Origin of the sequence: Streptosporangium saharense (assembly GCF_014203715.1) — a bacterium.
GTDB lineage: Bacteria > Actinomycetota > Actinomycetes > Streptosporangiales > Streptosporangiaceae > Streptosporangium > Streptosporangium saharense.
In genome coordinates, this window is the sequence record NZ_JACHJP010000001.1 from 1,612,570 (window position 1) to 1,639,513 (window position 26,944).

At 72.3% G+C, this 26,944-nt stretch carries 23 protein-coding genes; 14 read left to right on the plus strand and 9 right to left on the minus strand.

Annotated elements, in window-relative coordinates; translation table 11 throughout:
- Positions 1-9 precede the first annotated feature (9 nt).
- From FHS44_RS07755 to FHS44_RS07795, 9 genes are all read left to right on the plus strand, one after another.
- Complete coding sequence (locus FHS44_RS07755) at positions 10-1,977, plus strand: glycosyltransferase (RefSeq protein ID WP_312863560.1); 1,968 nt, start codon at positions 10-12, stop codon at positions 1,975-1,977.
- A 112-nt stretch (positions 1,978-2,089) separates the two neighbouring features.
- Positions 2,090-2,446 (plus strand): type II toxin-antitoxin system RelE/ParE family toxin, encoded by a 357-nt coding sequence (locus tag FHS44_RS07760; RefSeq protein WP_184713151.1) that lies wholly within the window; start codon positions 2,090-2,092, stop codon positions 2,444-2,446.
- Between the two features lie 62 nt (positions 2,447-2,508).
- The gene (locus FHS44_RS07765; protein ID WP_246435113.1) at positions 2,509-2,754 is read left to right on the plus strand and encodes a helix-turn-helix domain-containing protein; all 246 of its coding nucleotides are present in this window, start codon (positions 2,509-2,511) and stop codon (positions 2,752-2,754) included.
- 234 nt (positions 2,755-2,988) lie between these two features.
- The gene (locus FHS44_RS07770; protein ID WP_184713153.1) at positions 2,989-4,134 is read left to right on the plus strand and encodes a Cmx/CmrA family chloramphenicol efflux MFS transporter; all 1,146 of its coding nucleotides are present in this window, start codon (positions 2,989-2,991) and stop codon (positions 4,132-4,134) included.
- Positions 4,135-4,144: 10 nt separating this feature from the next.
- The gene (locus FHS44_RS07775; RefSeq protein WP_184713154.1) at positions 4,145-4,804 is read left to right on the plus strand and encodes a DALR anticodon-binding domain-containing protein; all 660 of its coding nucleotides are present in this window, start codon (positions 4,145-4,147) and stop codon (positions 4,802-4,804) included.
- A 76-nt stretch (positions 4,805-4,880) separates the two neighbouring features.
- Positions 4,881-5,681, plus strand: a complete 801-nt coding sequence (locus FHS44_RS07780; protein ID WP_184713155.1) for a neutral zinc metallopeptidase — start codon at positions 4,881-4,883, stop codon at positions 5,679-5,681.
- A gap of 140 nt (positions 5,682-5,821) precedes the next feature.
- Positions 5,822-7,204, plus strand: coding sequence for a diaminopimelate decarboxylase (gene lysA / locus FHS44_RS07785; protein ID WP_184713156.1), 1,383 nt, complete (start codon positions 5,822-5,824; stop codon positions 7,202-7,204).
- Between the two features lie 34 nt (positions 7,205-7,238).
- The gene (locus FHS44_RS07790) at positions 7,239-8,531 is read left to right on the plus strand and encodes a homoserine dehydrogenase (protein ID WP_184713157.1); all 1,293 of its coding nucleotides are present in this window, start codon (positions 7,239-7,241) and stop codon (positions 8,529-8,531) included.
- A gap of 60 nt (positions 8,532-8,591) precedes the next feature.
- The gene (locus tag FHS44_RS07795) at positions 8,592-9,356 is read left to right on the plus strand and encodes a polysaccharide deacetylase family protein (RefSeq protein WP_184713158.1); all 765 of its coding nucleotides are present in this window, start codon (positions 8,592-8,594) and stop codon (positions 9,354-9,356) included.
- Between the two features lie 10 nt (positions 9,357-9,366).
- On the opposite strand, the gene FHS44_RS07800 is transcribed toward FHS44_RS07795, so the two are convergent.
- The 7 genes from FHS44_RS07800 to FHS44_RS07830 all read right to left on the minus strand — a co-directional run bounded on the left by FHS44_RS07800 (position 9,367) and on the right by FHS44_RS07830 (position 17,770).
- Entirely contained in the window at positions 9,367-10,248 is an 882-nt protein-coding gene (locus FHS44_RS07800) for an ABC transporter ATP-binding protein (RefSeq protein ID WP_184713159.1), read from the minus strand.
- Positions 10,249-10,279: 31 nt separating this feature from the next.
- Positions 10,280-11,122: a DUF4097 family beta strand repeat-containing protein gene (locus FHS44_RS07805; protein WP_184713160.1), complete on the minus strand. Its 843-nt coding sequence runs from the start codon at positions 11,120-11,122 to the stop codon at positions 10,280-10,282.
- 26 nt (positions 11,123-11,148) lie between these two features.
- Entirely contained in the window at positions 11,149-11,655 is a 507-nt protein-coding gene (locus tag FHS44_RS07810) for a hypothetical protein (RefSeq protein WP_184713161.1), read from the minus strand.
- A gap of 280 nt (positions 11,656-11,935) precedes the next feature.
- Positions 11,936-13,651 carry a glycosyltransferase family 2 protein gene (locus tag FHS44_RS07815; protein WP_184713162.1) on the minus strand — a complete coding sequence of 572 codons (1,716 nt, stop codon included), beginning with the start codon at positions 13,649-13,651 and terminating at the stop codon, positions 11,936-11,938.
- Positions 13,648-15,567, minus strand: coding sequence for a glycosyltransferase family 2 protein (locus tag FHS44_RS07820; protein ID WP_184713163.1), 1,920 nt, complete (start codon positions 15,565-15,567; stop codon positions 13,648-13,650). The genes FHS44_RS07815 and FHS44_RS07820 overlap by 4 nt, the downstream gene beginning before the upstream one ends.
- Positions 15,567-17,300, minus strand: a complete 1,734-nt coding sequence (locus FHS44_RS07825; RefSeq protein ID WP_184713164.1) for a glycosyltransferase family 2 protein — start codon at positions 17,298-17,300, stop codon at positions 15,567-15,569. Before FHS44_RS07825 ends, FHS44_RS07820 begins: the two co-directional genes overlap by 1 nt.
- Positions 17,297-17,770, minus strand: a complete 474-nt coding sequence (locus FHS44_RS07830) for a hypothetical protein (protein ID WP_184713165.1) — start codon at positions 17,768-17,770, stop codon at positions 17,297-17,299. The genes FHS44_RS07825 and FHS44_RS07830 overlap by 4 nt, the downstream gene beginning before the upstream one ends.
- Before the next feature lie 215 nt (positions 17,771-17,985).
- On the opposite strand from FHS44_RS07830, the gene FHS44_RS07835 reads away from it, so the two are divergent.
- Together FHS44_RS07835 and FHS44_RS07840 are read left to right on the plus strand one after the other, a co-directional pair.
- Positions 17,986-19,134, plus strand: a complete 1,149-nt coding sequence (locus tag FHS44_RS07835; RefSeq protein WP_312863561.1) for a glycosyltransferase family 2 protein — start codon at positions 17,986-17,988, stop codon at positions 19,132-19,134.
- A complete protein-coding gene (locus FHS44_RS07840; RefSeq protein ID WP_184713166.1) occupies positions 19,131-20,783 on the plus strand; it encodes a glycosyltransferase family 2 protein in 1,653 nt (550 codons plus the stop codon). The genes FHS44_RS07835 and FHS44_RS07840 overlap by 4 nt, the downstream gene beginning before the upstream one ends.
- Here the strand turns inward: FHS44_RS07840 and FHS44_RS07845 are convergent.
- Positions 20,767-21,564 (minus strand): SAM-dependent methyltransferase, encoded by a 798-nt coding sequence (locus tag FHS44_RS07845; protein ID WP_184713167.1) that lies wholly within the window; start codon positions 21,562-21,564, stop codon positions 20,767-20,769. The two genes, FHS44_RS07840 and FHS44_RS07845, sit on opposite strands and share 17 nt — an antisense overlap.
- Before the next feature lie 94 nt (positions 21,565-21,658).
- Between FHS44_RS07845 and FHS44_RS07850 the strand changes: the two genes are divergently transcribed.
- Positions 21,659-23,038: an MFS transporter gene (locus FHS44_RS07850; RefSeq protein ID WP_184713168.1), complete on the plus strand. Its 1,380-nt coding sequence runs from the start codon at positions 21,659-21,661 to the stop codon at positions 23,036-23,038.
- Here the strand turns inward: FHS44_RS07850 and FHS44_RS07855 are convergent.
- On the minus strand, positions 22,976-24,472 hold the full coding sequence (locus FHS44_RS07855; RefSeq protein ID WP_184713169.1) for a glycosyltransferase family 2 protein: 1,497 nt from the start codon (positions 24,470-24,472) through the stop codon (positions 22,976-22,978). The genes FHS44_RS07850 and FHS44_RS07855 overlap by 63 nt on opposite strands.
- 199 nt (positions 24,473-24,671) lie before the next feature.
- Here FHS44_RS07855 and thrC point away from each other — a divergent pair, with 199 nt between their 5' ends.
- The gene (gene thrC, locus FHS44_RS07860; protein ID WP_184713487.1) at positions 24,672-25,730 is read left to right on the plus strand and encodes a threonine synthase; all 1,059 of its coding nucleotides are present in this window, start codon (positions 24,672-24,674) and stop codon (positions 25,728-25,730) included.
- A 156-nt stretch (positions 25,731-25,886) separates the two neighbouring features.
- Complete coding sequence (thrB, locus tag FHS44_RS07865; RefSeq protein ID WP_184713170.1) at positions 25,887-26,855, plus strand: homoserine kinase; 969 nt, start codon at positions 25,887-25,889, stop codon at positions 26,853-26,855.
- Positions 26,856-26,944 lie beyond the last annotated feature (89 nt).

Sequence of the window (26,944 nt, forward strand, 5' to 3'; positions counted from 1 at the left end):
GAGGACGGCGTGGCGGACGAGCAATTGGAAAGCACCCGGCTGGCGTTGCGGGAGGCCATGGCCCAGGGGGAGCGGGCCGCTGAGCTGGCCAGGCTGCTCGCCGCGGCGGAGGCCAGGCTGGCCGAGGCCGAGGGCGCGACGGCCGAGCTGCGGGGCCTGCAGGACCGGCTCGACGAGACCGAGGAACGGCTCCAGAAGGTCCAGGCGGCCGAGGAGAAGCTCCGCAGGGACCTGGCCGAGCAGCGCTACCAGGCCGAGGTGGCCAAGTGGAAGCTGTCCTCGGTGCAGGTGGCCCGCTGGTCCAGGCTCGGTGACGCGATCAGGACGGGCAAGAGCAATCCGGTACGGCTGGCCCGCGGGCTGCGCGGGGCCGCCAAGCCCGCCAAGCGCCCCGCGGCGCCCAAGCGCCAGCCGGTTCCGCAGCGGGCGGCGGGCAAGCCGGTCCCCGGCGCGTCCTTCCAGGCGACCACCTCGACCAGGACGATCGGCGGCGCCTCCGTCAAGCTCAAGCCCTTCCGCGTGCCGACGGGCCCCAACACCCGCCCGCACCTGACCGTCGCCGTCGTGGCCGAGCCGCACGCCGAGGCGCTGCTGCGCTACGAGTGGCGCCAGAGCACCGGCTTCACCCCGAAGGACTTCGCCAGGGTGCTGTCGGCCGAGGTGCCGCACCTGCTGCTGGTCGAGTCGGTCACCACCGGCCCGTGGGCCGAGGAGCTCGCCGGGGCAGGGGAGGGTCTGCGCGCCCTGCTGGCCTGGTGCGCCGAGCGGGGCATCCGCACCGTCTTCTGGCACACCGGGGGCGAGGTCGCCGCCTTCTCCGCCGCCGCCTCGCTGTTCGAGCACATCGTCACCGCGCTGCCCAGGAGCGTGGGCGCCTGGGGAACGGCCCTGGCCTCCTGCGAGCCGGAGCCCGGTCGCCGCACCCCCTCGCTCGGGCTGCTGCCCTTCGCCGTGCAGCCCCGCGTGCACAACCCGCTGCCGCTGGCCGGTGACCGCTTCGACCGGGTGCTGACCCTGGACGAGCTGCTCCCGCCGCACCTGTCCTATCCCGACGTGCTCACCTCCTACCGCTGGCCCAGGGCCGTGGACTGCCCGGCGGGCACCGAGCCGTGGCGGATGGCCGAGCTGGCCGCGTGCGGCACGCCGATCGTCGCCTCACGTGCGGCGACCCCCGACCAGCCCGCCGAACCCCTTCCGCTCGGCACCACGCCCGACACCGGCTCCGAGGCCCGCAGGGCGCACGCGGCGCTGCGCCAGGCCTACGCCGCGGGCACCATGAGCCAGAAGATCGACGACCTGCTCGGCGTCGTCGGTCTGCCCAGCGCCCGCCCCACCCTGAACATCTCGGTGATCATGATCGACCGGGGTGATCTCGACCACACCCTCGCCCAGGTCGTGCCGCAGAAGGGCGTCATCCAGCTCGTGCTGCTCTCCGACGCCGAGGACGCCCTGAAACGGGCCCGCGAGGCCATGCCCAGCGGGGTCGAGGTCGTGGTCCGCCCCGGCGACCCCGAGCTGACCACGGGCACCATGCTGAACCGCGCCCTCGACCTGTGCCAGGGCGACCTGGTCGCGGTCATGGACGCCCAGGACCTGTACGGCGAGCACTACCTGGCCGACCTGTCCCGCGCCTTCCTGTTCACCACCGCCGACGTCGTCGGCAAGGCCGCCTACTACGCCCACCTGCGGGACGTCGCCGCCACGGTGCTGCGCCAGCCGTCCGCCGAGTACTCCTACCTGCCCGAGGTCGCGGGCGCCACCCTGCTGGCCCGCCGTGCCGTACTGCGCGGGATCGGGTTCGCCGACGTCTCCGAGGGGTGGGACGAGGTGCTGATGCGGCAGTGCCGTACGGACGGGGTGAAGGTCTTCTCCGCCGACCGCTTCGGCTACGTCCGGATGCGCGACCGCGACCGCTGGCTCCTCGGCTCCGCCCAACTCATCGACTACGGCCCCCCACAACCCCACGCCATGGCCTGAGCCTTCTTCGGCTTTCCGTTCCTCACCTTCGAGGGCGACAGATGCGCAATGCTGTCACTCTTGGTTGCGCATGGATACCCTGGGTGATGAACGGGAAGGGTCTTGAGCGGGTTTGTATGACTTCGAGATCGAACCTGAAGTTCGTGAGTGGCTAGACAGCCTGAGCGACAGCGACTTCAAGCGAGTCGACGAGGCGGTGGGCCTGCTCGCGGAGAAGGGCTCCAAGCTGGGCGGCCCGTGGTCGGATCACCTGGAGGGGGCGGTCTGGGAGTTGCGGGTCAGGCTTCGCGACGTTGCGGCTCGACTCACGTATTGGTGTACTCCGGATAGAACAATCGTGTTGCTCACGGTTTTCCGCAAGACCAGACAGCATGATCAACGTCAGATCGACAGGGCGGTTCGGGCGCAGAGGCTCTGTGAGTGGCACCATCGGGGGCCGGTGGGCGAGATCTATGAGAGGAAAGTGTGATGGCTGGTTATCACACCCGTTGGGTGCGGCCTGAGCCTCAGATCGAAGACCCGGAGCGGATCATGATTCGGGAGGCGCTCGCCTTCGGTAAGGCCCTGTATGACCGGCGCACCGCGCTCGGGTTGAGTGTCGCGGAGCTGGCCGAGCGGGCGGACATGACCGAGGACGACGTCGAGTGCATCGAGGAGGGCGGCACCGCGCCGACGGTCGCCCTGCTCCGGCGGCTCGCCGCCGCGCTGAACGCCGACGTCCGCCTCACCTCGGGACACGATCTGGGCTCCGTGTGGTTCGAGCCGCACGCGGCCTGATCGTCGCACCTTTCGCCGGGTGGAAATCGGTGTGCGCTGTGGTGGCTTTGGTGGGTATCGTGCCGTGCATGTCGAGCCCTGAGGCATCCAGGACGGGGGCTTTCGGTCACCCGTCAGCTCCCTGAACCACCCAAGATCCTGTCCCGCCGTACGGCGTCGCGACAGGAGCGGCCAGGCCGCTGACCGCGGTGACGAGACGTCCCATCCGATCTCTCATCACCCCGGGGTCTCTCGATGCCTCTGTCCGTCTATCTGCTCGCCGTGGCGGTCTTCGCCATGGGAACGTCCGAATTCATGCTCGCCGGGCTGCTGCCGGGAATCGCCGCCGACCTCGGCGTCCCGGTCGCGACGGCGGGACTGCTCACCCCGGCCTTCGCCGTGGGGATGGTGGTGGGTGCCCCGCTCATGGCGGGACTCGCGCGCCGCTGGCCACGACGGTCCGCCCTGCTGGGCTTCCTCGGCCTGTTCCTGGTCACGCACGTCGTCGGCGCCTGTGCGACCGGGTTCGCGGTCCTGTTGGTCACCCGGTTCCTCGCGGCGCTCGCCGACGCCGGGTTCCTGGCGGTCGCGCTGACCGTGGCCGCCGACCTGGTCCCCGCCGACAGGAAGGGCCGGGCCCTGGCCGTCCTGCTGGGCGGCGTCACGATCGCCACCGTGGCCGGGGTCCCGGGAGGCGCCCTGCTGGGGACGCTGCTCGGCTGGCGCGCCACCTTCTGGGTGATCGCGGCCCTGTGCGTGCCCTCGATGCTCGGCGTGGTGCTCGGTGTGATGCTCGGTGTCCCGCCGGGTACGGCACGGCCGGACCTGCGCCGGGAACTCGCCGAGCTGCGGCGTCCCAGGCTGGTCCTGGTCCTGCTGCTGGGGGCGCTGGTCAACGCCGCGACGTTCGGCACCTTCACCTTCCTGGCCCCGATCGTCACCGGCGTCGCCGGACTCGGCCCGCTGTGGGTCCCCGTCGTGCTGGTGCTGTTCGGCCTGGGCTCCTTCGCCGGCGTCACCGTCGCCGGGCGGCTGTCCGACAGCAGGCCCGGCCTGGTCGTCGCGGTCGCCGGGCCGTCGCTGCTGTGCGGCTGGGTCGTTCTCGGTCTCGCCGCCACGGACCCGGTCGCCCTGCTGGTTCTGGCCTTCGTCCAGGGGGCGCTCTCCTTCGGGCTCGGGAGCACACTGATCGCCCGTGTGCTGTACGAGGCCAAGGGAGCGCCGACCATGGCCGGGTCCTACGCGACCGCCGCCCTCAACGCCGGAGCCGTCGCCGGTCCCGCCCTCGCCGCCGCCACGCTCGCCTGGCCCGGCGGCCCTGTCTGGGTCAGCGCCGCCCTGGTCGCGGCCGCCCTTCTCCTGGCCCTGTCCTTCCGCCGGGCTCTCGTGCCGACGACCTAGGCTGCCGGGCATGACGGTTGGCCTGCTCGGTGAGGTCCTCGGGGCGCCGCCCGTGCCCCGGGGGACGTGGGAGAAGGAGGCGCTGTACGTCTCCGCGGCGGGACTGCGGGGGCGGGAGGCGCCCGAGGCGCTGGCGGCGCGGGTGCGGGACCTGCCGGGGATCGCCGAGGTGCGGGTACGGCCCGGCGGATGGCTGGAGATCGTGGTCGCGGTCCCCGGTGAACTGCTGACCGAGATCGAGGCCGTGTCCCACCCCTGTCCCGGGGAGGGCCCGGGGTGGCCGGACTTCCCCAGGACGTGGCGGAACCCGGGGTTCGTGGTGAGGTACGCCTGCGTCAGGGCGGCGGCCGTACAGCGCTGGGCGGGGGAGCTGGGGGTCGGCGGGCCGTTCAGGCCGGAGCTGCTCGACGGGCGGTGGGACAGGGCCGTGCTCAGGGTGCTCGCCGAGCTGTACGGCAGGCGTGGCAGCCGTGATCCGGGCTGGGCCGCCTACGCCGAGCAGCTCGCGTTGGCCTACCACGACGCCTTCGAGCACGCCCCCGCGCTGCCCATGGGGGACGAGGAGCCCTCGGCGTCGCACGCGGCCCGGGTTCGGCTGGCCTGGGCCGTACGGGAAGTGCTGGGTGAGGCACTGTCCGCGATAGGCGAGACAGTTCCCGACAGACTGTGATAAATCCGGTAGTTCAGGAAGACCATAAGGGGGACCGGTGGGCAGCGGATCGCCACGTCGGGGCATCGTCGGGTGGGTGCCGACGGTCCTCCTCGTCCTCGTGATCGTCGCCGGTGCCATCTACATCATCACCAACCTGGAAAAGTCAGACGAACCCATGCGGGCGGCGGCGGCCGTGGCCGCGACCCCCACGGCTCCCAAGACGGCGACGCCGACCCAGCCCGCGTGGCTGAGGGTCTCCCACAAGTCCTACCGGGGGCTCGGTCCCGTGGACGCCCGGTGCGACCTGTCGGACACCTCGAACACCGAGCAGGGGCTGCGGGCCCTGGCGCTCTGCCTCGACCGCATGTGGACGGAGACGCTGGCGAAGGTCGGGGTCACCTACGTCAAACCCGAGGTACGCCTGGTCCGCACCCCTGAGGAGGCTGCCTGCGCGTCGCTCTCCTTCGAGTGGGGCGGGCTCTACTGCTACGGGACGAACGTGGTCAACGTGATGATCGTCGACGGGGAGCCGCCGCCCTGGTTCGTGCTCGCGCACGAGTACGCCCACCACGCGCAGTTCGTCGGCGCGATCACCGACCGGTGGATGACGCGCCCTCTTGACGACGAGATCATGCGCCGCTCCGAACTGCAGGCGAGCTGTCTGGCCGCGGTGACGCTGCGCACCGTGCTGCCGGATGAGCTGGCACTCCAGCGGAGGGTGTTCAAGGCCTACGCCGGACTGAAACCGGAGCCCTCGAAGGCCGAGGAGATGGCGGCATACCTGCGCACGCACGGCTCATGGGCCCATACCATCGCCTGGGTGAATCGGGGGGAACGCAAGGGAACGGTGGCCTCCTGTGACACCTGGGGCGCCCCCGCCAGACAGGTGTCCTGACGGCGGGGCCGTCCGCAAACACAAAATTATCCAGCCAGATCCCCGGAAACCGCGAAAAACACACGGTTTTTCGGATGATCACGTCTCGGTACGTGGGCACGCGTCCCATGGGGATCACCGGGTCCGATAGCCTCGATAGGGTGAGTCGATTCGCCCATCCCGCCGGTGACCGGCACGCCGAAGTGCTGCCCGAGGACCGCCCTCCCCACGTCCCCTCCGACCTGAACACGCTCGACCCCACGATCTGGTCGCGAACGTCCGGCCGCGTCGACGGTTCGGTCACGATCGGAGGCGCGGACGTCAGGGACCTGGTCGCACGGCACGGCAGCCCGCTCTACGTGGTGGACGAGGAGGACTTCCGTTCGCGGTGCCGCGACTACCGGGAGGCGTTCACCGGGGGCGAGGTCCACTACGCGGGCAAGGCGTTCCTGTGCCGCGAGGTCGCCCGCTGGATCATGGACGAGGGCCTCGGTCTCGACGTGTGCAGCGCCGGTGAGCTGGCCGTCGCGCTGAGCGTCGGTTTCCCGCCCGAGCGGATCACGATGCACGGCAACAACAAGTCCCTGGCCGAGCTGGAGAAGGCCGTCGAGGTCGGCGTCGGGCACATCGTGGCCGACTCCTTCGAGGAGATCGCCCGTCTCGGCTTCCTCGCCGACAAGCACGGCAGGCGTCCCCAGGTCATGATCAGGGTGACCGTCGGTGTCGAGGCGCACACCCACGAGTTCATCGCGACCGCGCACGACGACCAGAAGTTCGGCTTCTCGCTGAGCAGCGGGGCCGCCGCCGAGGCGGCCAGGCGCATCCTCGCCCTGCCCCAGCTCGAACTGGTCGGCCTGCACTCCCACATCGGTTCCCAGATCACCGACACCGCCGGGTTCGAGGTGGCCGCGCGCCGCCTGGCCACACTCCTGGTGCAGATCAAGGAGGAGCACGGCGTCGTCCTGCCCGAGCTCGACCTCGGCGGCGGCTACGGCATCCCCTACGTGGACGGCGACGTCGCGCCCGACGTCAAGGAGATCGCCGACAGCCTGCGGGAGATCGTGGCCAAGGTCGCCCGGTCCGCGGGGCTGCCGGTTCCCCGGCTGACCGTCGAGCCCGGCCGCGCCATCGCGGGCCGGGCGGGCGTGACGCTCTATGAGGTCGGCACGATCAAGGACGTCGAGGGGCTGCGGACCTACGTCAGCGTCGACGGCGGCATGAGCGACAACATCCGCACCGCGCTCTACGGCGCGGAGTACACCGCGCGGCTCGCCTCGCGTGAGAGTACGGCCCCGCCGATGCTCTCCCGCCTGGTCGGCAAGCACTGCGAGAGCGGTGACATGGTCGTGCGTGACCTGTGGCTGCCGGGAGACCTGGCCACCGGCGACCTGATCGCCGTCGCGGGTACCGGCGCCTACTGCCGCTCGCTCGCCAACAACTACAACTACCTCCCCAGGCCCGCCGTGGTCGCGGTCAAGGCAGGGGAGTCCCGCGTGATCGTCCGCCGCGAGACCGAGGACGACCTCCTGAGGGGACAAGCGTGAAACGATCCGGAAACGAGATGAGGAGTGCGGCCGTATGGCTCTGAAAGTTGCTCTCCTCGGATGCGGCGTCGTCGGTTCCCAGGTGATCCGGCTGATGCACGAGCAGGCCGACGACCTGGCGGCGCGTGTCGGGACGCCGCTTGAGGTGGCGGGCGTCGCCGTACGGCGCCTTGGTCGCAGGCGGGACACCGACATCGACCCCGCGCTGCTCACCACCGACGCCGAGGCCCTGGTCACCCGGGACGACGTGGACATCGTGATCGAGGTGATCGGCGGCATCGAACCGGCCAGGTCCCTCATCCTGGCCGCGATGAACAGCGGCAAGTCGGTCGTCTCGGCCAACAAGGCGCTCCTCGCGGAGGACGGCGCGACCATCCACGCCGCCGCCAGGGCCAACAACGCCGACCTGTACTACGAGGCGGCCGTGGCGGGCGCGATCCCGCTGATCAGGCCGCTGCGCGAGTCGCTCGCCGGTGACCACGTGCACCGGGTGCTGGGCATCGTCAACGGCACGACCAACTACATCCTCGACAAGATGGACTCCTCCGGCGCCTCCTTCTCCGACGCGCTTGAGGAGGCCCAGGTGCTCGGTTACGCCGAGGCCGACCCCACGGCCGACGTGGAGGGCTTCGACGCCGCGGCCAAGGCCGCCATCCTGGCCGGGATCGCCTTCCACAGCCGGGTGACGGCCGCCGACGTGCACCGCGAGGGCATCACCGAGATCACCGCCGCCGACGTGGCCAGTGCCAAGGCCATGGGTTACGTCATCAAGCTGCTGGCGATCTGCTCCCGCTCCGACGACGGACGCTCCTTCGGGGTCCGGGTGCACCCGGCCATGATCCCCAGGACGCACCCGCTGGCCGGGGTGCGCGAGGCCTACAACGCGGTCTTCGTCGAGGCGCGTTCGGCGGGGCAGTTGATGTTCTACGGCGCGGGCGCCGGTGGGGCTCCCACCGCGAGCGCGGTGCTCGGCGACCTCGTGGCCGTCGCGCGCAACCGCCTCGCCGGGACCCAGGGTCCCGAGGAGTCCACCTACGCCGACCTGGGCGCGCACCCGATGGGTGAGACCGTCACGCGCTACCACGTCTCCTTGGACGTCGCCGACAAGCCGGGTGTTCTCGCCCGGGTCGCCGACATGTTCGCCAAGCAGGACGTCTCCATCCAGACCGTCCGGCAGGAGGGGCACGGCGACGACGCCCAGCTGGTCCTGGTGACCCACCGGGCCAGCGACGCCGCGCTCTCGGCGACCATCGAGGGACTGCGGGAGATGGACATCGTCCGCGACGTGGTGAGTGTCATGCGCGTCGAGGGCGAGGACGCCTCCTGACGAGGCTCGTGAGCGCCCTTCCCACCTGATGGGAAGGGCGCCGTCTCCAGAGAGGCACCCGTGGTGAGGACCGTTCGCCGACTGGGAACGTTGGCCGTCGCGCTCGTCATGCTGGCCGTGACGCCTCCCGCCCACGCAGGGAAGGTCAGGACCGTCGTCTCGCTGACCTTCGACGACGGGGACGCCACCCATGTCGCGGCCGCACGGCTGCTGGAGCGCAGGGGGATGCGGGGGACGTTCTACGTCAACTCCGCGACCGTCGGCCGCAAGGGCAAACTGACCCGTGAACAGGTCGTCGCACTGGCCAGGAAGGGTCACGAGGTCGGTGGCCACACCCTGACCCACGTCCGGCTGGACGAGCTGACCCGGGACGGCCAGCGCAGGCAGATCTGCGACGACCGCAAAAGGCTGGTCTCCTGGGGGCTGCGGCCCGTCACCCTCGCCTATCCGTTCGGCGCGGTGGACGCCCGGGCGAAGGCGGTCGCGCGGGGGTGCGGCTACGACGCCGCCCGCACGGTCGGCGGCCTCAGGCAGTGGGGCTGTCCCGGCTGCCCGGCGACCGAGCCCCGGCGTCCCGAGGACAGGTACGGCATCCGCACCCCGGGATCCGTCCGCGAGGACACCACGCTGCGGCAGCTGAGACAGCGGGTTCTCGACGCCGAGCGGGCCGGTGGCGGGGTGCTGCCCCTGGTCCTCCACCGGGTCTGCGACGACTGCGGACTCTACTCGGTCTCACCGAAGGTCCTGGATGGCTTCCTGGCCTGGCTCGCGGCCCGTAAGGGTCGCGGCACGGTCGTCATGACGCTGCGGGACGCGATCGGCTGACCGTACGGCCTCAGCCCGGGGTGGTGAGGGCGAGGAAGACGTCGTCGGGGTCGGGGGCGTGGACGGAGAGTCCGTCGACGGCGAGTAACTGGTGGTCGATCCGGGCGAGCAGGGCGCGCAGGGAGCCGACGCTGCCGTCGTTCGGGACCCGCAGCGTGAACGCCTCGTCGTCGCCGGGCACGCCTCCCAGCGCGCGGGCTGCCCATTCGAGCTCCTCGGCGTCGGCGAAGCGCAGGTGGGCGTGGCCACCGGGGGTCAGACGCCCCAGCTCCTCGGGGGTTCCCTCGGCGACGATCCTGCCCTGGGACAGCACCGCCACCCGGTCGGCGATCTCACCCGCGTCCCGCAGGTGCCGCGTCGTCAGGAAGACCGTGACGCCCTCGGCCGCGAGATCACGCAGGACCCGCCGTACGGCACGGCGGCCCCGTGGGTCGAGGCCACCGGTCGGCTCGTCGAGGAGGACGACCTCGGGGGCGCCGACCAGGGCCGTCGCGATGCCGAGCCTGCGCCGCATGCCGCCCGAGTAGGCCGCGACCGGCAGCTCCGCCGCCTCGGCCAGACCGAGCCGGTCGAGCAGGCCGGCCGCGTGCCGTACGGCTCGCTCCTGGTCGAGGCCGTGCCGCAGCGCGAGCAGGAGCAGGTTCTCCGCGCCGGTGCGTGAGTCGTCGAGAGGGGAATGGCGGCCCACGCGCTCCCCGGCGAACCGCACCCGGCCCTCGTCGGCGGCGAGCAGCCCGGACAGGATCCGGATCATCGTGGTCTTGCCCGAGCCCTCCGCGCCGAGCAGCGCGAAGACCGTCCCCCGGGGGATCTCCAGGGTGAGGCCGTCCAGGACGGTCCTGTCGCCGAACGACGCGCGCAGCCCGGACGCCGAGATCGCGAAGGTGTGCATGCTGCCCCTCGTTTCGCTTCTTTCAGGGTTCTCACGATCGGTGGATCACGACGTCGCCGTAGTGGGTGCGGGCACGCACCTCGACGGTCTCGTCCGAGGGAGCGGGGCCGTCAACGGCCTCCAGGGTGTTGCGGACGCTGCCGTAGGGCGTGCTCAGGTCGAGCCAGGCGGCGCTTCCCTCCCGGACGCCGATCTTCAGCTTGCCGTAGGAGGTCTCAAGGACGACGGAGCCGCGTACGGCCTCGCCGATGCGGATGTCCCCGGAGACCGTCCTGGCGTCCACGCTCGCCAGGGCGCGGCCCACGGTGATGTCGCCGTAGGCCGTGTTCAGCCGCAGGTCGCCGGTGACCTCGCCGATGGTGATGCCGCCGTTGGCGGTCCTGACCATCGCGGGGCCGTCGATCTCGCCGATCCTGATCTCGCCGTTCGCCGTGGTGACCTCGGTGCGCCCGACGGAGCGGATCACCGTGACGTCCCCGTCGGAGGTGTTCAGCCGCAGCTCACCGGTCTGGCCGAGCCAGATGTCGCCGGAGACCGTACGCAGAGAGGACTCGCCGAGCCGCCCCTCGCAGTGGAGGTCGGCCGTGGCGTTGACGTCGACGCGGGAGCCCTCCGGCAGGTCGATGGCGACCCTGACCGAGCCGTCCCAGCCCAGCAGCGAGCCGATCCTGCTCCTGGGGGCCTTGACCAGGAGCCTGCCCTGGGCGTACTCGACCAGGGTCTGCTCCGCGGCCCGCGTGTCGGTGCCGTCGTGCTCGTCACCGGGCAGGACGTCCACGACCGTGTCGGTGCGCTCGGAGGCGTTGAGCCGGATGTGGCCCGCCCCGATGTCGATGACGACGAAGATCGGTTCCGGGGTGTCGAAGGTGGGCATGGCGCTCTCTTCCTTGAGGTCGTCGGCTACCGAACCCAGCCGGTGTAGCGCCGCTCACCCCGCTGGGTGGCCCGGGGGGCCGAGGGGCGGGCGCCGGATTCGAGGGCGGCGGAGACGGCGCGGACCAGCCAGGCATTGACCGACAGTCCCTCCCGGCCCGCGGCCTCCTCGATGCGTGGCTTGAGGTGCTCGGGGACCCGCAGTGACAGGCGCGTCGTGCCGCCGTCCTCCGTCTCCGGTGGGGCGCTCTTGGGCGCGGGCGCCCCGGTCTCCTCGAACGGCCTGGCCGTGGGGGGAGGCGTCACCACGAAGTCGGGGTCGCGCCTGCGCAGCCGTACCTCGACGGAGCCGGGAGCGAGGTCGCGGCTGATCTCGTCGGCGGCGGTGGACAGCGCTTCGAGCAGGACGAGCCGGACTGTCGACTCAAGGGAGGAGGTGAGCTGCCTGGCGGCGGTGCGCACCTCCTCACCGCCCGCCTCGGCGGCGACCGCGAGCTCACGGCGCAGATGATCGACGTAGGGCGCGAGATCCATGACGCCACTATGACGCCACGATGGCGCCATGGCAAGTCCGGGGTGGTGTCATCGTGATGCCGGGTGAGGAAACGGGGGCGTTGTCAAGAGGAAAGAGGGGGAAACGGAGGGGAAACGAGGTGGGTAAACGCCGGGGGAGACGGGGGGAAATATCCAGAAAAAGCGGGAGAAGCCCAGGGCGCCAAGGGGAAGCTGCAAGGGGAAACCAGGGGAAACTCGGGGAAGGCCGGAAACGAAGGGAAGCCCGGGGAAACGCCGGGGAAGGTGGGGGAAACGCCGGTCAGCGTTGGCCCTCGACGAGGCCCCGCAGGCGACGGGTCGCCCGCCGCAGCAGGGATCGGTCCTGCTCCCTGCGCAACGTCACCGCCTCAAGGCGGCGCTGTTCCGCCTTCTCCTTCCAGCGCGCGGTGTCGCGACTGCCCTTGGCCGCCTGGGCGCGCAGCTCACGCAGTTCGGCCTTGAGCGCGGCGACCTGCTGCCTGGCGCGCTCGGCCTCCCGGCCCCGCTTCTCCGCCTCGGCGCGCCAGCGCACGGCCTCCCTGTTGCGGGCCGTGGCCCAGGCCGGATAGGCGCGCGCGGCGGGCCTGAACCGCCACGACTCGGCGTCCAGCCAGGTCGCGCCGTACAGGTCGGCGATCACGTCGTCTAGGGACTCGCCCTCGGCGGCGACGCGCAGCGCCCTGGCCACGGCCGAGGTCCGCTCAAGACGCGCGGCGATGACGCCCGTCTCGTCCTCGTCGAGCGCGACGAGCAGCAACCCCTCGTCGTCCTGGTCGGCCAGCTCGACCAGCATGGCCAGACTCTCGGCCCCCGGCACCCACCCGGCGGGGCAGGTGAGCCTGAAGGGGGCGGGGAAGGAGGTCGCGGGGACACGCTCGGCCAGGCGCACCCGGCCGTCGCCCGCGTACTGGCCGCGCGCCAGCCGCAAATCGAGCAGCGGGTCGTCCAGCGGCGGGTGCCCGTCCTCGCCGGGCGGACGCGCGTCGAGCAGCGCCCACGGGCCGGTCAGCACCACGCTCACGTCGGACAGGGTGCTCGCCAGCGCGCCGTCCACGCTCGCCCTGACGTCCTCGAAGGAGGCGTCCGCCGCGTCCACGACCACCTCGACGTACGGCACCCGCCACTGGCGGCCGGGGTCGGAGCGCAGGTTGCGCCGGTACGGCACGCGGTCGGCCATGAACGGCTCGTTGTGCCGTCTGACCTCGGCCGGTCTGCGCATCGCCGTCGTGGTGCCCAGGTGCCAGCACACCGCGTCGGCGTCGGGGACGAAGACCGCGCCGGTCTGGGTGAGCCGGTAGCCCAGCTCGGTGTCCTCCCCGAGCACCAGGGAGGTGTCCATCCCGCCCGCCTCCTTCAGCAGGGCGGCGGGCAGCGAGACCGTCGCCCCCACGTGGACCCGGTGCAGCAGGGGGCTCGGCGCGTCGCGGAAGCCCCGGTGGGCGGCGACGAGTTCGTCGATCCAGCCGTGCCCGTGCTCGGGGTCCTCTGCGAAGAGGGCGTGGGCACCGTCCTCCACCACGGCCCTCCTGACCTGGGCCGGAGTGGGAAGGGGCCCGGCCGCGGCGGTGAAGCGCAGCCGTCCCAGCACCACCAGGTAGTCGGCCAGGTGGTGCCAGCGCATGTGCGTCTCGACGTGCTCCCGGTAGGGGACGATGTCGGCGTCCATCCTGTGGACCACCTCACCGTCGGCCGCGGCCGTACCCGTCTCCAGGGCGCCCGCGATGCCCCGCCTGCCCTGCGGGGAGCGGACGATCCTGGTGCGTTCCGGGGCGAGCTCGGGGACGCGCAGCGGAGGGACGCTCCCGTCGTCCACGACGACCACCTCCATGAGGTGGGCCGGGTAGGTCTGCGCGGCGAGGGCGGCCAGCGTGAGGTCGAGCCTGTCCTGACCTCCCCTGGCCGGGATCACCACGCTCACCGCCATGCGCGGCGACCACGCGCCGGGCGCGGGCGGCTCCAGCACGCCGTAGTCGTTGCCGGGGATCCGCGCGCTCATCCCGCCTCCACGGGCAGCTCCATCAGCGCGCTCGGCCGGAAGCCGCGCCACTGGCGTTTGTTGCGCCGCAGGAACGTGCCGATCGGCTCACGCCAGGTGTGACCGGCCGCGTTGCCGCGCCGCAGGACGTATCCCAGCCCCTGCGTGCGGTAGATCTGCCCACCCGCGGCCTGTACGGCGTGCTGGAACTGGGCGTCGATCGTGCCCGGCAGCGGGCGGAAGCCCCCTACCGCGTGGAAGGCCGAACGTTCGGCGAGGATGGTCCCTCCCGCGATGAAGTTGGTGATCTGCTCGGTGATCTGCTCCCGGTGCACCGTCACCCCGATCGAGGCGAGGTAGACGAACTCGGGCACCATGCCGACCACCTGCGCCCCCGAGTAGGAGTGGGCGAGCAGCAGGTCGGAGACGAAGTCGGGGCCGTACCAGTCGTCGTCGTCCATCTTCAGCAGGAACGCCCCCGACGCCCTGGAAGCGGCCTCGTTGAGGACCGCGCCGAACACGCTCGCCCGGTCCGCCTCGAACACGGTGAGCGGCCGGTCGTAGGAGGCCAGCGCCTCGGCCACGTCCGGATGCCCGGAGGGGATGCCGTGCAGGGCGAGGACCACCTCGAACTCGACGCCGCGCTGCCTGGACAGCTGCTCGACCGCGAAGCGCACCATCTCCGGGCGCCGGGTCGCCAGCAGCACCGAGACCGAGGGGGCCGGTGCCACGGGGGCCACGGGGACGCCGAGCTGCTCCCAGCGGGCCCGCACGCCGTGGACGCGCAACGCCTGCCTGCGCAGCCGTACGCTGTGCTCCTCGCGGGTCAGGTCGTCGGCGAGCGTGGTCTCGTCGGCGGCGGTGAGCAACTCGGCGAGGCCGGGGCCGAGCGCGCCCGCCCAGGACGGTACGGCCTCGCAGACCAGCGGGACGCCCGCGGCGGCGAGCCCGGTGACGACCCGCAGTGCGGCGAGCGGCCCGCTGTGGCCCCGTCGCCAGTCCACGCGCACCCCTCTGACCTGCCTGATCCTGGTGACGTCCACATCGGTGACGCAGCCGGAGGCGCCCAGGACCGTGAGCGTGCGTCCCTCGCAGGTGATCGCCCAGCGGCCCGACTCGACGGACAGGTCGGCCATGCCGAGAGAGGGCACGGTGACGAAGCCCATCGGGTTGACCGAGCGGTCGTCGACGGGCGGGATGGTCCTGGGCTCGGACAGGTCTCCCAGGCCGCTGCGCAGGATGCCCGCCCCTCCTGGACGGCCGAGCCGCTCCCAGCTCATCAGCTCGGCGGCCGGGCGGTCGACCGGGGTCCCCGCGCCCTCCCACGGCGGCGGCTCCTCGCCGGTGACGCGCAGGACGAGATCGGCTCCCGGGGCGCCGAACCGTTCGGGGACCGGGCCCGTCATGGGGGTGGGGGCGGCGTTGGGGTCGCCGGGACGCCAGTGCGCCGCCCCCGGCCCCGCCAGACCGGCGACCGGTGCCGCGACCGCGTCCAGCGCGTGCCCGCCGAACGCCCTGGCCGTCGCGGCGAGCGTACGGCCCGCGGGCGTGGGCTTGGAGAATCGCGCCTCGACCGCCCAGGCGGCCTTCGCGGGCCGGTGCACCCGCAGCTCGGTCAGCGACCGCCAGCGGTGCGCGGGCGTGGGGGAGATCACCGGAGCGGTGTACCAGTACGGGGTCTCCTCGACGGCGACCGTGACCCGCGACGCCAGGGGCAGCAGGGACTGCAGCGCCGCCGCCCTGCGGACGTCGGTCGGCGTCCTGGCGACGACGAGGACCTCCGTCACGCTCTCCTGCGCCCCCGGCAGGCCGCCGAGGTCACCGTCGAGATCCGTCATCCGGTACGGCGCGACCTCTTCGGGGGTGTCGAACCCGGCGCAGCAGACCAGCAGGCCACGGGCGTCCCGGCCGCCGAGCAGGTCGGTCAGGAACGACATCAGCCCGCCCTCCTGTGCCGCACGGTCGCGATGATCTCGCCGATCGGGCCGCGCCGCCGTTCGGCGTCGGCGCGTTCGGCCCGCTCGCGCAGCTCCCGCGCCTCCCGGCGCAGGCTCTCCACCTCGTCCTCAAGGCGCTCGGCCTCGCGCCGCCACCTGGCCGCCTCCGCCCGCCACCTGGCGGTGTCCCCGGCCACGGGCTGGATCCGCTCCGCGGGGGCGAAGCCGTACTCCTCGCCGCCGACCCAGAGGGAGCCGAACATCTCGTGCACGAGGTCGTCCGGGTCACCGCCGGGGACCAGAGCCGCCCTGGCGAAGGCCGCGACGCGTTCGAGCCTCGCAGCCGTGATCCCGCTCTCCCGCTCGTCGAGCACCACGCTCAGCAGGCCGTACTCCTCGCCCTCGGCGTGTTTGACCAGCCTGTCGAGGGTGTCGGCGCCGAGCGCCCACCCGGCGGGGCAGATGAGGCGAAAGGGGGAAGGGGCCGCGTCGGGGACCGTCTCCGCGAAGGAGACACGGGGCTCGTTGGCGTACAGGTTGCGCACCAGACGAAGGTCGAGCAGCGGCTCGTCGAGGGAGGAACGCCGTCCTTCCGGCAGGGCGGACCACGGGCCGGTCACGGTGACGGCGACGTCGGCGAGGGTGCCCGCGAGCGCGGCGTCCACGCTCGCCCTGACCTCCTCGTAGGTGGCCCCAGCCGCGTCCACGACGACGCGCACGTACGGCACCAGCCAGGTCCTGCGCGGGTGGGTGCGCAGCCAGCGCAGGTCGGGGATGAGGTCGGGCAGCACCGACCAGTTGTGCCGGTGCACCTCCTTCTCCCTGGTCATGACCGTGGAGGGGCCCAGGTGCCAGCACACCGCGTCGGCGTCGGGGACGAAGACCGCCCCCGCCTGGGCCAGCCGGAAGCCCAGGTCGGTGTCCTCGCCCATGTTCAGCGCCGTGTTCACCCCGCCCGCGGCGCGCAGCAGCGTCAGCGGGACCGAGGTCGAGGCGCCCGAGTGGAGCTGGTAGGCCCGCGAGCCCGCCTCCCGCAGCCGGTTGGTCTCGGCCAGCCGGTCGGCCCGCCAGGCGTGCGGTACCGAGGCGGGGAAGAGGCCGTCGGCCCGGCCGTGCCGTACGGCGGTGAGGACCTCCTGGGCGCCGGGCGCCTGCCCGGAGGGCTCCGGGGTGAAGCGGACGTCGCCGAGCACGACCACGTACGGCGCCAGGTGGTGCCAGCGCATGTGCGCCTCCACGTGCTCCCGGTCCAGGATCACGTCGGCGTCCACCCAGTGCAGGACGTCGCCGGTCGCCTCGGCGGCACCGGTCTGGCGCGCCCAGCCACGGCCCCAGCGGCCCTCGGGGACCCGGACGATCCTGGTGTGGGCCGGGGCGGTCTCCGGCAGGCGAAGCGGCGGGTCGCTGCCGTCGTCGGCGACGATGACCTCGGTCAGGTCCCCGGGATAGGTCTGCGCGGCCAGGGAGGCGAGCGTGCGGTCCAGGGACTCCTGGCAGTCGTAGGCGGCGATCACCACGCTCACCCCGAGCCGGGGTTCCCAGCGGCCGAGCTCGGGCGGGGTCAGCGAGCCGTAGTCGTTGTGCCTGATCCGGACGGTCTCCCGGGTGTCATGGGCGGGGGGAACGGCGACCTGTCCCGTGCCGTCCTCCCCGCCCGTCCTGAGCGCGCCGCCCTCTCCGTCCACGGGGGTCGTGCCGGAGCCCGCCCCCCGGCGCTCTCGGGACTCACTCACGCCGCGCCCTCTGGCCCGGCCCTCCAGGGCCTGGCCTCGGCCGCGGCGAGCTTCGGCAGCAGTTCGCTGACCATCTCCTCCATCTCCCTGCGGCGGGGGACGGCGGCGAGCCGGTCCTCACCGAGGGAGACCAGGATCGCCCTCAGGTCCTCCTCGTGTCTGCCGCTCTCCTCCCTGAGCAGGGAGACGATCTCGTCGAGCCGCCCGTCCAGCCGTTCGACGGCGGCCCTGACCCTGGCCAGCTCCGCCTCCTGGCGCTTGACCCGGTTGTCGACGCGCAGGGCCTTGCCGTCGGTCCTGCGCAGGGTGACGAGGATCAGCGCCTGGGCGGCCAGGACGGCCGCCGCCGCGGCGAGCGTGAGGGCGACCGTGACGGAGACGGCGCCCAGGGCCGTGAGCAGGGCCAGCGCGACCACGGCCAGCGGGCCGGTGATCGCCGTCAGTAGCGTCAATTTTCGGGGCGTGGACATCCGCGCTTACCTTCCGTGCCGCTCTGTCGTTCGTTGCCTGTCTGTCGGGGGGAGTGTTTGAGGCTATCTACTCCACATGAGTGGATATAGCGAGAAACGAGAAACCTCAAGGTTTTTGTGACCTGGGTGAATGCTGTGAGTGACCGTCAGTGAGTGCCCGTGTCAACCTCGGGACGGCCTAGGAAGTGATCTCCGGGCCTCGATATCCTTCACCGGTGCCCTCCCCGCCACCGCTCTCCTCCCCTGTCCTTTCTGTAACCTCCGCCCTTTCCGCGACCCCGGCAGGCTTCCTGCGGGCGGCGGAGGAGGGGATGGCCGAGCTGGCGTGGTCCGGCTCGGAATGGCTGGCGGGAGAGCCGGTCGGGGGGCGTCCCGAGGCCGGACGGGTCGCCGCGCTCAGGCCGCTGCTCGGCCTTGAGGTCGTCTGGCCGGAGCGGGAGGTCCCCGTGGACGCGCTCCTCGCGCTCGCCGCCGCCGGAGTCCCGCTGCGCGCCGCCGTCTCACCCGCCTGGACCGATCCCGGCCTCGCCCGCCTGCTGGCGGCCTGGACCCCGGAGGAGCCCGCGGAGAACCCGCCGCCGCACTCGGTGACCGCCCTGCGCAGGGAGGAGCACAGCGTACGGCTGCGCCGCCACGGCCTGCCCCAACTGGGCGTTCGCCCCTTGGGCACCCCGGCCGTCAGCGTCGTGATGTCCACCATGCGCCCCCACCTGCTCGGCGGGGCACTCGCCCAGATCGCCGCCCAGCGCCGGGTCGAGGTCGAGGTCCTGCTCGGCCTGCACGGCGTCCCCGCCGACCACCCCGAGGTACGGCACGCCATCGCGGCCAGCGGCCTGCCGGTCACGGTGGTCGAGGCGCCCGCGGCCACGCCCTTCGGCGAGGTGCTCAACCTGGCGGCGACAAGGGCCTCCGGCGAGTACGTCGCCAAGTGGGACGACGACGACTGGTACGGCCCCGAGCACCTGGCCGACCTCCTGCTGGCCAGGGCCTACACGGGTGCCGACATCGTGGGCACCGCCGCCGAGTTCTTCTACCTCGAACCGCTGAACGTCACGGTCCGCCGTACCGACTACACCGGAGAGATCTGGTCCGACCACGTGGCGGGCGGCACCATCCTGACCGGCAGAGACGTGTTCACCGGCACCGGGGGCTTCCCCGCCCTGCCGCGCGGGGTGGACGCGGCCTTCCTGAAGGCCGCGCACGCCGAGGGCGCGCGGATCTACCGCACCCACGGCCTCGGCTACGTGCTGCGACGCTCGGTGAGCGCCGAGCACACCTGGCGGCTGCCGCTTGCCCACTTCCTGCGCGTCGCGACGAACCAGTGGTGTGGCTTCCGGCCGAGCCTGCTCCTGGAGGCCTCGTGATCGCGCGGGTCGCGGGCAACGACTACCGCACCCTCACCCCGCCCGAGCTGGGGGAGTGGACGCCGTCGCTGCGGGTCAGCGTGGTCGTCCCGGCCTACGGCGGTCAGGAGAAACTCGACCTGGCGCTCGCCGGGCTCGCGCGCCAGACCTACCCCGAGGACCTGACCGAGGTCATCGTGGTCGACAACGGCAGTGACCCGCCGTTGCGCCTGCCCGAGCTGCGGCCCAGGGGCACCCGGCTGGTCCCCTGCCCGGTCCCCGGCAGGGCGCACGCCCGCAACGCCGGGCTGCGGGCCGCGACCGGCGACGTCGTTCACTGGCTCGACGCCGACGTGGTGCTGGACCGGCAGGCCGTCGAGGCGCACATGCGCTGGCACCACGCCGCGCCGTACCTCGTGGTGACCGGGCGGCTGCGCTTCACGCCCGCGCCGCTGCCCACGGCGGCGCGGGTGGCCGGGGCGCAGGACCTGGCCGAGCTGTTCGAGCCCGCGGAGCCGCACGCCTGGCTGGTCGATCTCGTCGAGCGCACCTCGGGCCTGACCGACGGCCGCAGCCGGGCCTTCAGCCTGCACGTCGGCGGCGCGACCTCGGTCAACGCCGCGCTGCTGGCCGAGGCGGGCCCCATGGACACCGACCTGGTCCTCGGTCAGGACACCGAGATGGGTTACCGGCTGGCCCAGGCGGGCGCGGTCTTCGTGCCGGAGCCGCTGGCCCGCGCCTTCCACCTGGGACCGACCATGCGGATGCGCGACAAGGCGCCGATCGACCGGGTCAGTCACGCCTTCGTGGCCGATCGGATCCCGGCCTACCGCTGGCTGCGCTCCCACCCGGCGCGGCAGTGGAAGGTGCCCTACCTGGAGGTGGTCGTCGAGAGTGACGGCGACCCCGGCTACGACGAGGTCAGGGCGAGCGTGGACGCCGTGCTCGCGGGCACCGTGCCCGACGTCGCGGTCACCGTCGCCGGTCCCTGGGAGCGCGCGGGCGCCGAGGGACGTGCCCCGCTGCGCGACCCCGACCTCGACCTGACGCTGATCCTCGGTCACTACGCGCACGAGGGCCGGGTGCGGTTCGCGCCGTCGCCAGATGGTCGGGCGGAGCCGTCCTGGGGGGCCGTGCCGTACCGGCTGCGGCTGCCGGCGGGGTGGACACCGGGGGAGGACACCCTCGCGCGCCTGCTCGACCTGGCGACGGAGGGCGGATACGGCCTGGTCAGCGTGCTGCTGGCGGAAGACTCAGGGCGGGACATCACCGTGGCCAGGCTGGAGCGCGCCGCCGCCTTCGCCCGCGCGGCCATCGTGGTCGCCGACGGCGAGCCGCTCGACGACGCGGTCCAGGACACCTTCGGCACGTTCTGGGTGGACGGCGAGACCTACGGCTTCCTGCGGGAGGCCAGGACGCCGACCGGGCGCAGGGGCGCCTACCGGGCCAGGGCCGAGGCGCAGGCCGAGATCGCCCGCCTCACCAAAGAGGTCGAGCGACTGCGCGGCCAGGTGACCCGGTGGCGCGAGGAGTCGGGCCGCTGGCGCAGGAGCGCCGTCGAGCTGCGGCGCGAGGTCGGCGCCCTGCGCAAGGAGCTGGCCGCCGCGAGGAAGGTCGTCCAGTACGGCCTGCTGTCCTCGGTGAAGCGGGCGATCACCCGTCGCCGTTGACCACCCCGACGCCGCCGAGGAAGTAGGACCCGATCCCCTTGTACGGCACGGCGTCCCTGGGGTCGGGGCGCCACTCGGGCAGGTTGACGATGCCGGGCTCGACCACGTCGAAGCCGTCGAACAGCCGGATGATCTCCGAGCCGGTCCTGGCCACGAAGGGCGAGGAGGCCCGGTCGTAGACCTTGGTGACGCCGTCGGCCGCCGCGGGCCTGGCGTCGATGGCGACGTGTGACATGACCAGGTGACTGCCGGGGACCATGGCCTCGCGGAACGTCGCGAGGATCCCCGAGGGGTCGTCCTCGTCGGGCACGAAGTGCATGATCGCCAGCAGCAGGACGCCGATCGGCCTGTCGAAGTCGAGCGCGGCGCGGACGTCCGGGTGCTCCAGGATCTCGCGGGGGCGGCGCACGTCCCCCTCGACGATGGTCACGTTCTCGTTCTTGCCGAGGATCGCCCTGCCGTGGACCAGCACGGTCGGGTCGTTGTCGACGTAGACCACCTTGGCGCCGGGGGCGACCTGGTGGACGTTGTTCTGGGTGGGGAGCCCGGCGCCGACGTCGAGGAACTGGTCGATGCCGGTCCTGGCGACGAAGTCGACGGTGCGGCGCAGGAAGGCGCGGTTGGACCTGGCGCTGTATCTGATCTCGGGGACGACCGTCAGGGCCCGCTCCGCCGCCTCCCGGTCAGCGGGAAAGTTGTCCTTGCCGCCCAGATAGTAGTCGTACATGCGTGCAACGTTAGGTATCTGGGTGTTGATGCCTTTTGGTGCCTGATCGGTCACGTGCTGCTCCCCGGTGGAAATATTTCCGGAATTGTCGTGATCATATCGACTGGTAACGCTGGAGAAGCGATCAGATGGCTGGCAAGATCGCCACATGGCCGCCTTCCCCTCGCGCCGCTTCCTGGGGCTCCATCTGTCCGACGGCATCCGCCCAGGCAACCTGGTGGCGTCCATGGTCATGGCGTTCGCCGCGACCATGATCATCACCTTCCTGCCCGCCGCCCAGCCGATCCTGCTGGCCGGAGTGCTCGACGGCCACGGCGCCGACCAGGGCAGGGTGGTCGCCCTGCTGGCCGCCGCCGCCGAGATCGCGATGATCCTCACCCTCCCGTGGTACGGCGCGCTGGCCGACCGCTTCGGCAGGCGTCCCGTCGTGGTGACCGGGTTCGCGCTGTGCGGCCTGTCCAGCCTGCTGTTCCCCTACGCGGGCAACGTGACCGTCCTCGTCGTGCTCAGGGTCGTCTTCGCCCTCGGCGTCGCGGCCCTCAACGGGATGCTCGCCACGGTCGCCATCGACTACGTCCGCGACCGCTCACGCAGCAAGTCCTACGGGCTGATCGGCCTGTTCAGCGGGCTGGGCGCCATGGTCGCCGTCCTCGGCCTCGTCCGCCTGCCCTCGATCCTCGAAAGGAACCTCGGCGGGGACTCGGGAGGCACCGAGGCCGCGGTCAGCGCGACCCGCTACTCGTTCCTGATCGTCGCCCTGATCACCCTGGCCGTCGCCGCGCTGATGTGGTTCACCCTCTCCAGGCTCAGGGTCGACGCGGCCTCCGCGCGCGTCCCGCTGGCCCGCCTGGTCAGGGAGGGACTCACCCTCGCTCGCGACCCCGGGGTCGCCCTGTCGTACGCGGCGTCGTTCGTGGCCCGCGCCGACCTGTCCATCGTCGCGGCGTTCCTGCCGCTGTGGGTCGTCGTCCACGCCGTCCGCGAGGGCGACATGACCACCGCGCAGGCCCTGGCCAGGGGTGGGATCGTGGTCGGCGTCGCGCAGACGGTCGCCACCTTCACGGCCCCGCTGTTCGGCTGGCTCGGCGACCGGCTGCGCCGCCAGGACGCCGTCCTGGTCGCCCAGGCCCTGGCCGCCGCCGCCTACCTGTCCACGCTGCTGGTCAGCGACCCCCTCGGCTCCGGCATCATGGTCGTGGCCGCGCTCATCGGCCTCGGCGAGATCGCCGCCATCGTCACCGCCGGTCCGCTGCTGGCCCAGCAGGTTCCCCCGGCCGTGCGGGCCTCCGCCTACGGCGTGCAGACGCTCTGCGGCGCCATCGGCATCCTCGTGATCTCCACGGTCGGCGGGCTGTTCTTCGACTCCTGGCCCGCGGCGCCCTTCGCCGTCGCGGGCGTGGCGGGCCTGCTCGTCGTCGCCTTCGGCCTGGCCGTACGGCGTCGCGTCGTCCCCCTCCCGCAGGAGCTAGGCGCGCAACTGCCTGAGGGCAGCCCCGAGTTTGGAGCGCAGGGACCGGGTCGCCCGTGAGGCGGAGGGCTGACTCGCACAGGGCTTGGGCGCCTGGGGGCGGGGCACGGGCCAGAACTCCGCCTTCGTGCCGTGCCGTACGCCATGGGTGGCCTTGATCGAGGTGACGACGTCGTCGGCGCCGAGCAGCCTGGCCCTGCCCAGCGCCTCGGCCCGCTCCAGCGTCGCCGAGCCCTCCTCGCCGAGATCGACCACGAGCATGCCGGAGCGGTCCTCCTGGACCGCGGCGATCATCCGCTCAAGCGTCTGACGGCCGAGCGGGACGGAGACCGGCCCCGTGTAGCGGAACGGCGTCGGCCCCGGCGTCGCGGAGACCTCGTCGGCCAGCCTGATCCGCTCGTCGTGGGCGAAGTGCTCACGCATCAGCCGCAGCTCGAACGACGGATCGCCGAGCACCGCGTGCCTCCCCGGCGACAGGCGCGACCACGGCGCGACCAGGGTGACCCGGACGTCGGAGACCGACCCTTCGAGCGCCGCGCTCACCGCCGCGCGCACCCGCTCCTCGCCGGCGTCCACGTGCAGGACCACCTCCACGTACGGCACCAGCCACCGCCTGCCCCCGTCCTTGCGCAGGTCACGGCGGAGCGGGACCCGGTGGGCCAGGTAGGGGGCGACGGCCCTGACGGCCCGGTCCCGGTCGAGGCGCTGCGCGGGAAGCCCCAGGTGGGCGGCCCTGGCGGCCATGTCGGGCACGAAGACCACCCCGTGGGTGGCGAGGCGGTAGGCGAACTCGGTGTCCTCGCCCCGCAGCACGCCGGGATCGACCCCGCCCACGGCGTGGAAGGTCTCCCGCCGCATCGAGACCGTGGGTCCCGTGCACACGTGGTAGGGGTTGCGGCTGCTGCGCAGCCCGTTGGTGCGGGAGATCGTCTGCTCCGTCGAACTGGCCAGCGCGTTCGACAGGTCGAGGACCTCCCCGAGGGAGCCCGCCCGCGCGTGCTCGTACAGCCCCTCGGGGGAGAGGTCGCCCGGCGGCTCCTCGACGAACCTCTTGCCACCGATGGTGACCAGGTAGTCGCTCAGGTGGTGCCAGCGGGCCAGCGCCTCGATGTGCTCGGGCCAGACGACCATGTCGGCGTCGAGCCGCTGGATGATCCGCCCCTCCGCCACGGCGGCCCCGGTGTTGAGCGCGTGCGCGATGCCCCAGCCGTCGGGGGCCGAGGAGACGATCCTGGCGCCCTCGGGGGCGATCTCCGGCAGCCGCAGCGGCGGGTCGCTGCCGTCGTCCACCACGATCACCTCCATGAGGTGACCGGGATAGGTCTGCGCGGCCAGGGAGGCGAGGGTGAGGTCGAGCGCGTGCTGCCCGCCGTACGCGGGGACGATCACGCTGACCGACAGGGAGGGATCCCAGTCACCAAGCGGCGGCGGATCGAGAGGGGAGTAGTCGTTGTGCCGGATCGGGGGCCGTTCGGTCGCCACTCCGCCCGCCATGTTCCGCCGCTCCTTGTCTGCGTTCCCGCTTCTCAGGACCCGATGACAGTACCCACGCTTCCTGAGCGTTTCCTGGGGAGACGCTTGAGGTGTCCAGTTGGTGGACGGCCGATCCCCGCGCAGATCCCATTACCCGTAGACTTGCTGCCTAACACCGCAGGTAGAACGCGCGTGCCTGTAACGCGCGGGAGGAGCAATGATGAGCAGGGCGTGGCGTGGCCTCATCGAGGAGTACCGTGACCGACTTCCGGTGACCACGGCGACGCCCGTTGTCACGCTCCTTGAGGGGGGCACACCCCTTGTCCCGGCGCACCGGGTCTCGGCGCTGACGGGCTGTGAGGTCTACCTCAAGGTCGAGGGGGCCAACCCCACCGGCAGCTTCAAGGACCGTGGCATGACCATGGCCATCAGCAAGGCCGTGGAGGAGGGCGCCAAGGCCGTCATCTGCGCCTCGACGGGCAACACCAGCGCCTCGGCCGCCGCCTACGCCGTCCGCGCGGGCCTGACCTGCGCCGTGCTCGTGCCCCGCGGCAAGATCGCGATGGGCAAGCTGGCGCAGGCGCTCGTGCACGGGGCCAGGCTGATCCAGGTCGAGGGTTCCTTCGACGACTGTCTCGACATGACCAGGAAGCTGTCGGAGAACTACCCGATCGCCCTGGTCAACTCGGTCAACCCGTTCCGCCTCCAGGGGCAGAAGACCGCCGCCTTCGAGATCGTGGACGCCCTCGGCGACGCCCCGGACATCCACTGCATCCCCGTGGGCAACGCGGGCAACATCTCCGCGTACTGGATGGGCTACACCGAGTACGCCAAGGACGGCGTCTCGACCAGGAGCCCGCGCATGTTCGGCTTCCAGGCCAGCGGCTCCGCGCCGATCGTCAACGGCGCCCCGGTGACCCACCCGCACACGATCGCCACCGCGATCCGCATCGGCAACCCCGCCTCCTGGCAGCTCGCCGAGGCGGCCCGCGACGACTCGGGCGGCGTCATCCAGGCCGTGACCGACCGTCAGATCGCCGCCGCCTACAAGCTGCTGGCCCAGGAGGAGGGCGTCTTCGTCGAGCTGGCCTCCGCCGCCAGCGTCGCGGGCCTGCTGCAGGCCCACGGTCAGGGCCTCGTCGACCCCGGCCAGCGGATCGTCTGCACGGTCACCGGCAACGGCCTCAAGGACCCCGACTGGGCGATCTCCGGCGCGCCGACGCCGCTGACGATCCCGGTGGACGCCCACGCCGCGGCCACGGCACTGGAACTCGCCTGAGCCTCCCGCCCCCGGGGCACCTCCCCGACCCGCGCGCCGCGGCGGCCCCGCCGTCGCGGCTCTTCGCGCGCACCCAAGAAGCATCACGCACAGGCAGATAGGAGGAGGGGCCTTCACGCCCATGGCCACGCCAGGGGCCCGCGCCCCAGATTCTCGATGACCGAAAGCACCAAGGTCACCGTCCGGGTCCCGGCGACCTCGGCCAACCTCGGCCCCGGGTTCGACACCCTGGGGCTGGCCCTCGGCCTCTACGACGAGGTCGAGGCGAGCCTGTTCACCCCGGACGACCCCGATGCCACGGCGGTGGAGATCGCCGTCTCGGGGGAGGGCGCGGGCGAGCTCGACCAGGACGAGGGGCACCTCATCGTCAGGACGATGCGCACGACCTTCGAGCGGATGGGCCTGCCGCAGCCACGCGGCATCCGGCTGAACTGTCTCAACCGCATCCCGCACGCCCGGGGCCTCGGCTCCTCCTCGGCGGCGATCTGCGCGGGCGTCCTGGCCGCCAGGGCACTGGCGGGCACGCCGTACCTCGGCGACCTCAGTGACTTCGGTGGCCTCGGCGACCTCAGCGACGAGGGCGTCTTCGCGCTGGCCACCGAGATCGAGGGGCACCCCGACAACGTGGCCCCCTGCCTGGCGGGCGGCCTGACCATCGCGTGGACCGACCGGTCGAACGCCCCCCATATGCTGAAACTGGTTCCGCACGCCGACATCCGGCCCGTGGCCATCGTTCCCCGGCAACGCCTCTCGACCGAGGTCGCCCGGGGGCTCCTGCCCGAGAGCGTGCCGCACGCGGACGCGTCCGCGAACGCGGGACGGGCCGCTCTCCTCGTGGCGGCGCTGACCGCCAGGCCCGAGCGTGAGCTGCTGCTCGCCGCGACCGAGGACCGGCTGCACCAGGACTACCGCGCGCCTGCGATGCCGCGCACGGCGGATCTGGTACAACGTCTGCGCGGAATCGGGGTCCCCGCCGTCGTCTCGGGAGCGGGTCCCACCGTTCTTGCGTTTTCCACGGTGGATACGCAGGATTTGATCGCACCGGAAGTGGGTACGGATTGGCTCATCCAGCCACTGGATGTCGAAACCCGCGGTGCCCGTGTTGTCTCTCCCGAGACACGCTGATGCCTCTTCGACCTTCAGGGAATAGCTGTGTGCGCTGGTGATGTTAGGCTGGTAGCCGCACCAGGTGCCCCCTTGTTGGGTGCGTGCTT

Excerpts from the sequence above, each read along its gene's own strand:
- FHS44_RS07770 (WP_184713153.1), top strand. The coding sequence starts at position 2,989 with ATGCCTCTGTCCGTCTATCTGCTCGCCGTGGCGGTCTTCGCCATGGGA.
- FHS44_RS07765 (WP_246435113.1), top strand. The coding sequence starts at position 2,509 with ATGATTCGGGAGGCGCTCGCCTTCGGTAAGGCCCTGTATGACCGGCGC.
- thrC (WP_184713487.1), top strand. The coding sequence starts at position 24,672 with ATGAGCAGGGCGTGGCGTGGCCTCATCGAGGAGTACCGTGACCGACTT.
- FHS44_RS07790 (WP_184713157.1), top strand. The coding sequence starts at position 7,239 with ATGGCTCTGAAAGTTGCTCTCCTCGGATGCGGCGTCGTCGGTTCCCAG.
- FHS44_RS07850 (WP_184713168.1), top strand. The coding sequence starts at position 21,659 with ATGGCCGCCTTCCCCTCGCGCCGCTTCCTGGGGCTCCATCTGTCCGAC.
- FHS44_RS07800 (WP_184713159.1), bottom strand. The coding sequence starts at position 10,248 with ATGCACACCTTCGCGATCTCGGCGTCCGGGCTGCGCGCGTCGTTCGGC.
- FHS44_RS07805 (WP_184713160.1), bottom strand. The coding sequence starts at position 11,122 with ATGCCCACCTTCGACACCCCGGAACCGATCTTCGTCGTCATCGACATC.
- FHS44_RS07820 (WP_184713163.1), bottom strand. The coding sequence starts at position 15,567 with ATGTCGTTCCTGACCGACCTGCTCGGCGGCCGGGACGCCCGTGGCCTG.
- FHS44_RS07815 (WP_184713162.1), bottom strand. The coding sequence starts at position 13,651 with ATGAGCGCGCGGATCCCCGGCAACGACTACGGCGTGCTGGAGCCGCCC.
- FHS44_RS07830 (WP_184713165.1), bottom strand. The coding sequence starts at position 17,770 with ATGTCCACGCCCCGAAAATTGACGCTACTGACGGCGATCACCGGCCCG.
- thrB (WP_184713170.1), top strand. The coding sequence starts at position 25,887 with ATGACCGAAAGCACCAAGGTCACCGTCCGGGTCCCGGCGACCTCGGCC.
- FHS44_RS07855 (WP_184713169.1), bottom strand. The coding sequence starts at position 24,472 with ATGGCGGGCGGAGTGGCGACCGAACGGCCCCCGATCCGGCACAACGAC.
- FHS44_RS07775 (WP_184713154.1), top strand. The coding sequence starts at position 4,145 with ATGACGGTTGGCCTGCTCGGTGAGGTCCTCGGGGCGCCGCCCGTGCCC.
- FHS44_RS07810 (WP_184713161.1), bottom strand. The coding sequence starts at position 11,655 with ATGGATCTCGCGCCCTACGTCGATCATCTGCGCCGTGAGCTCGCGGTC.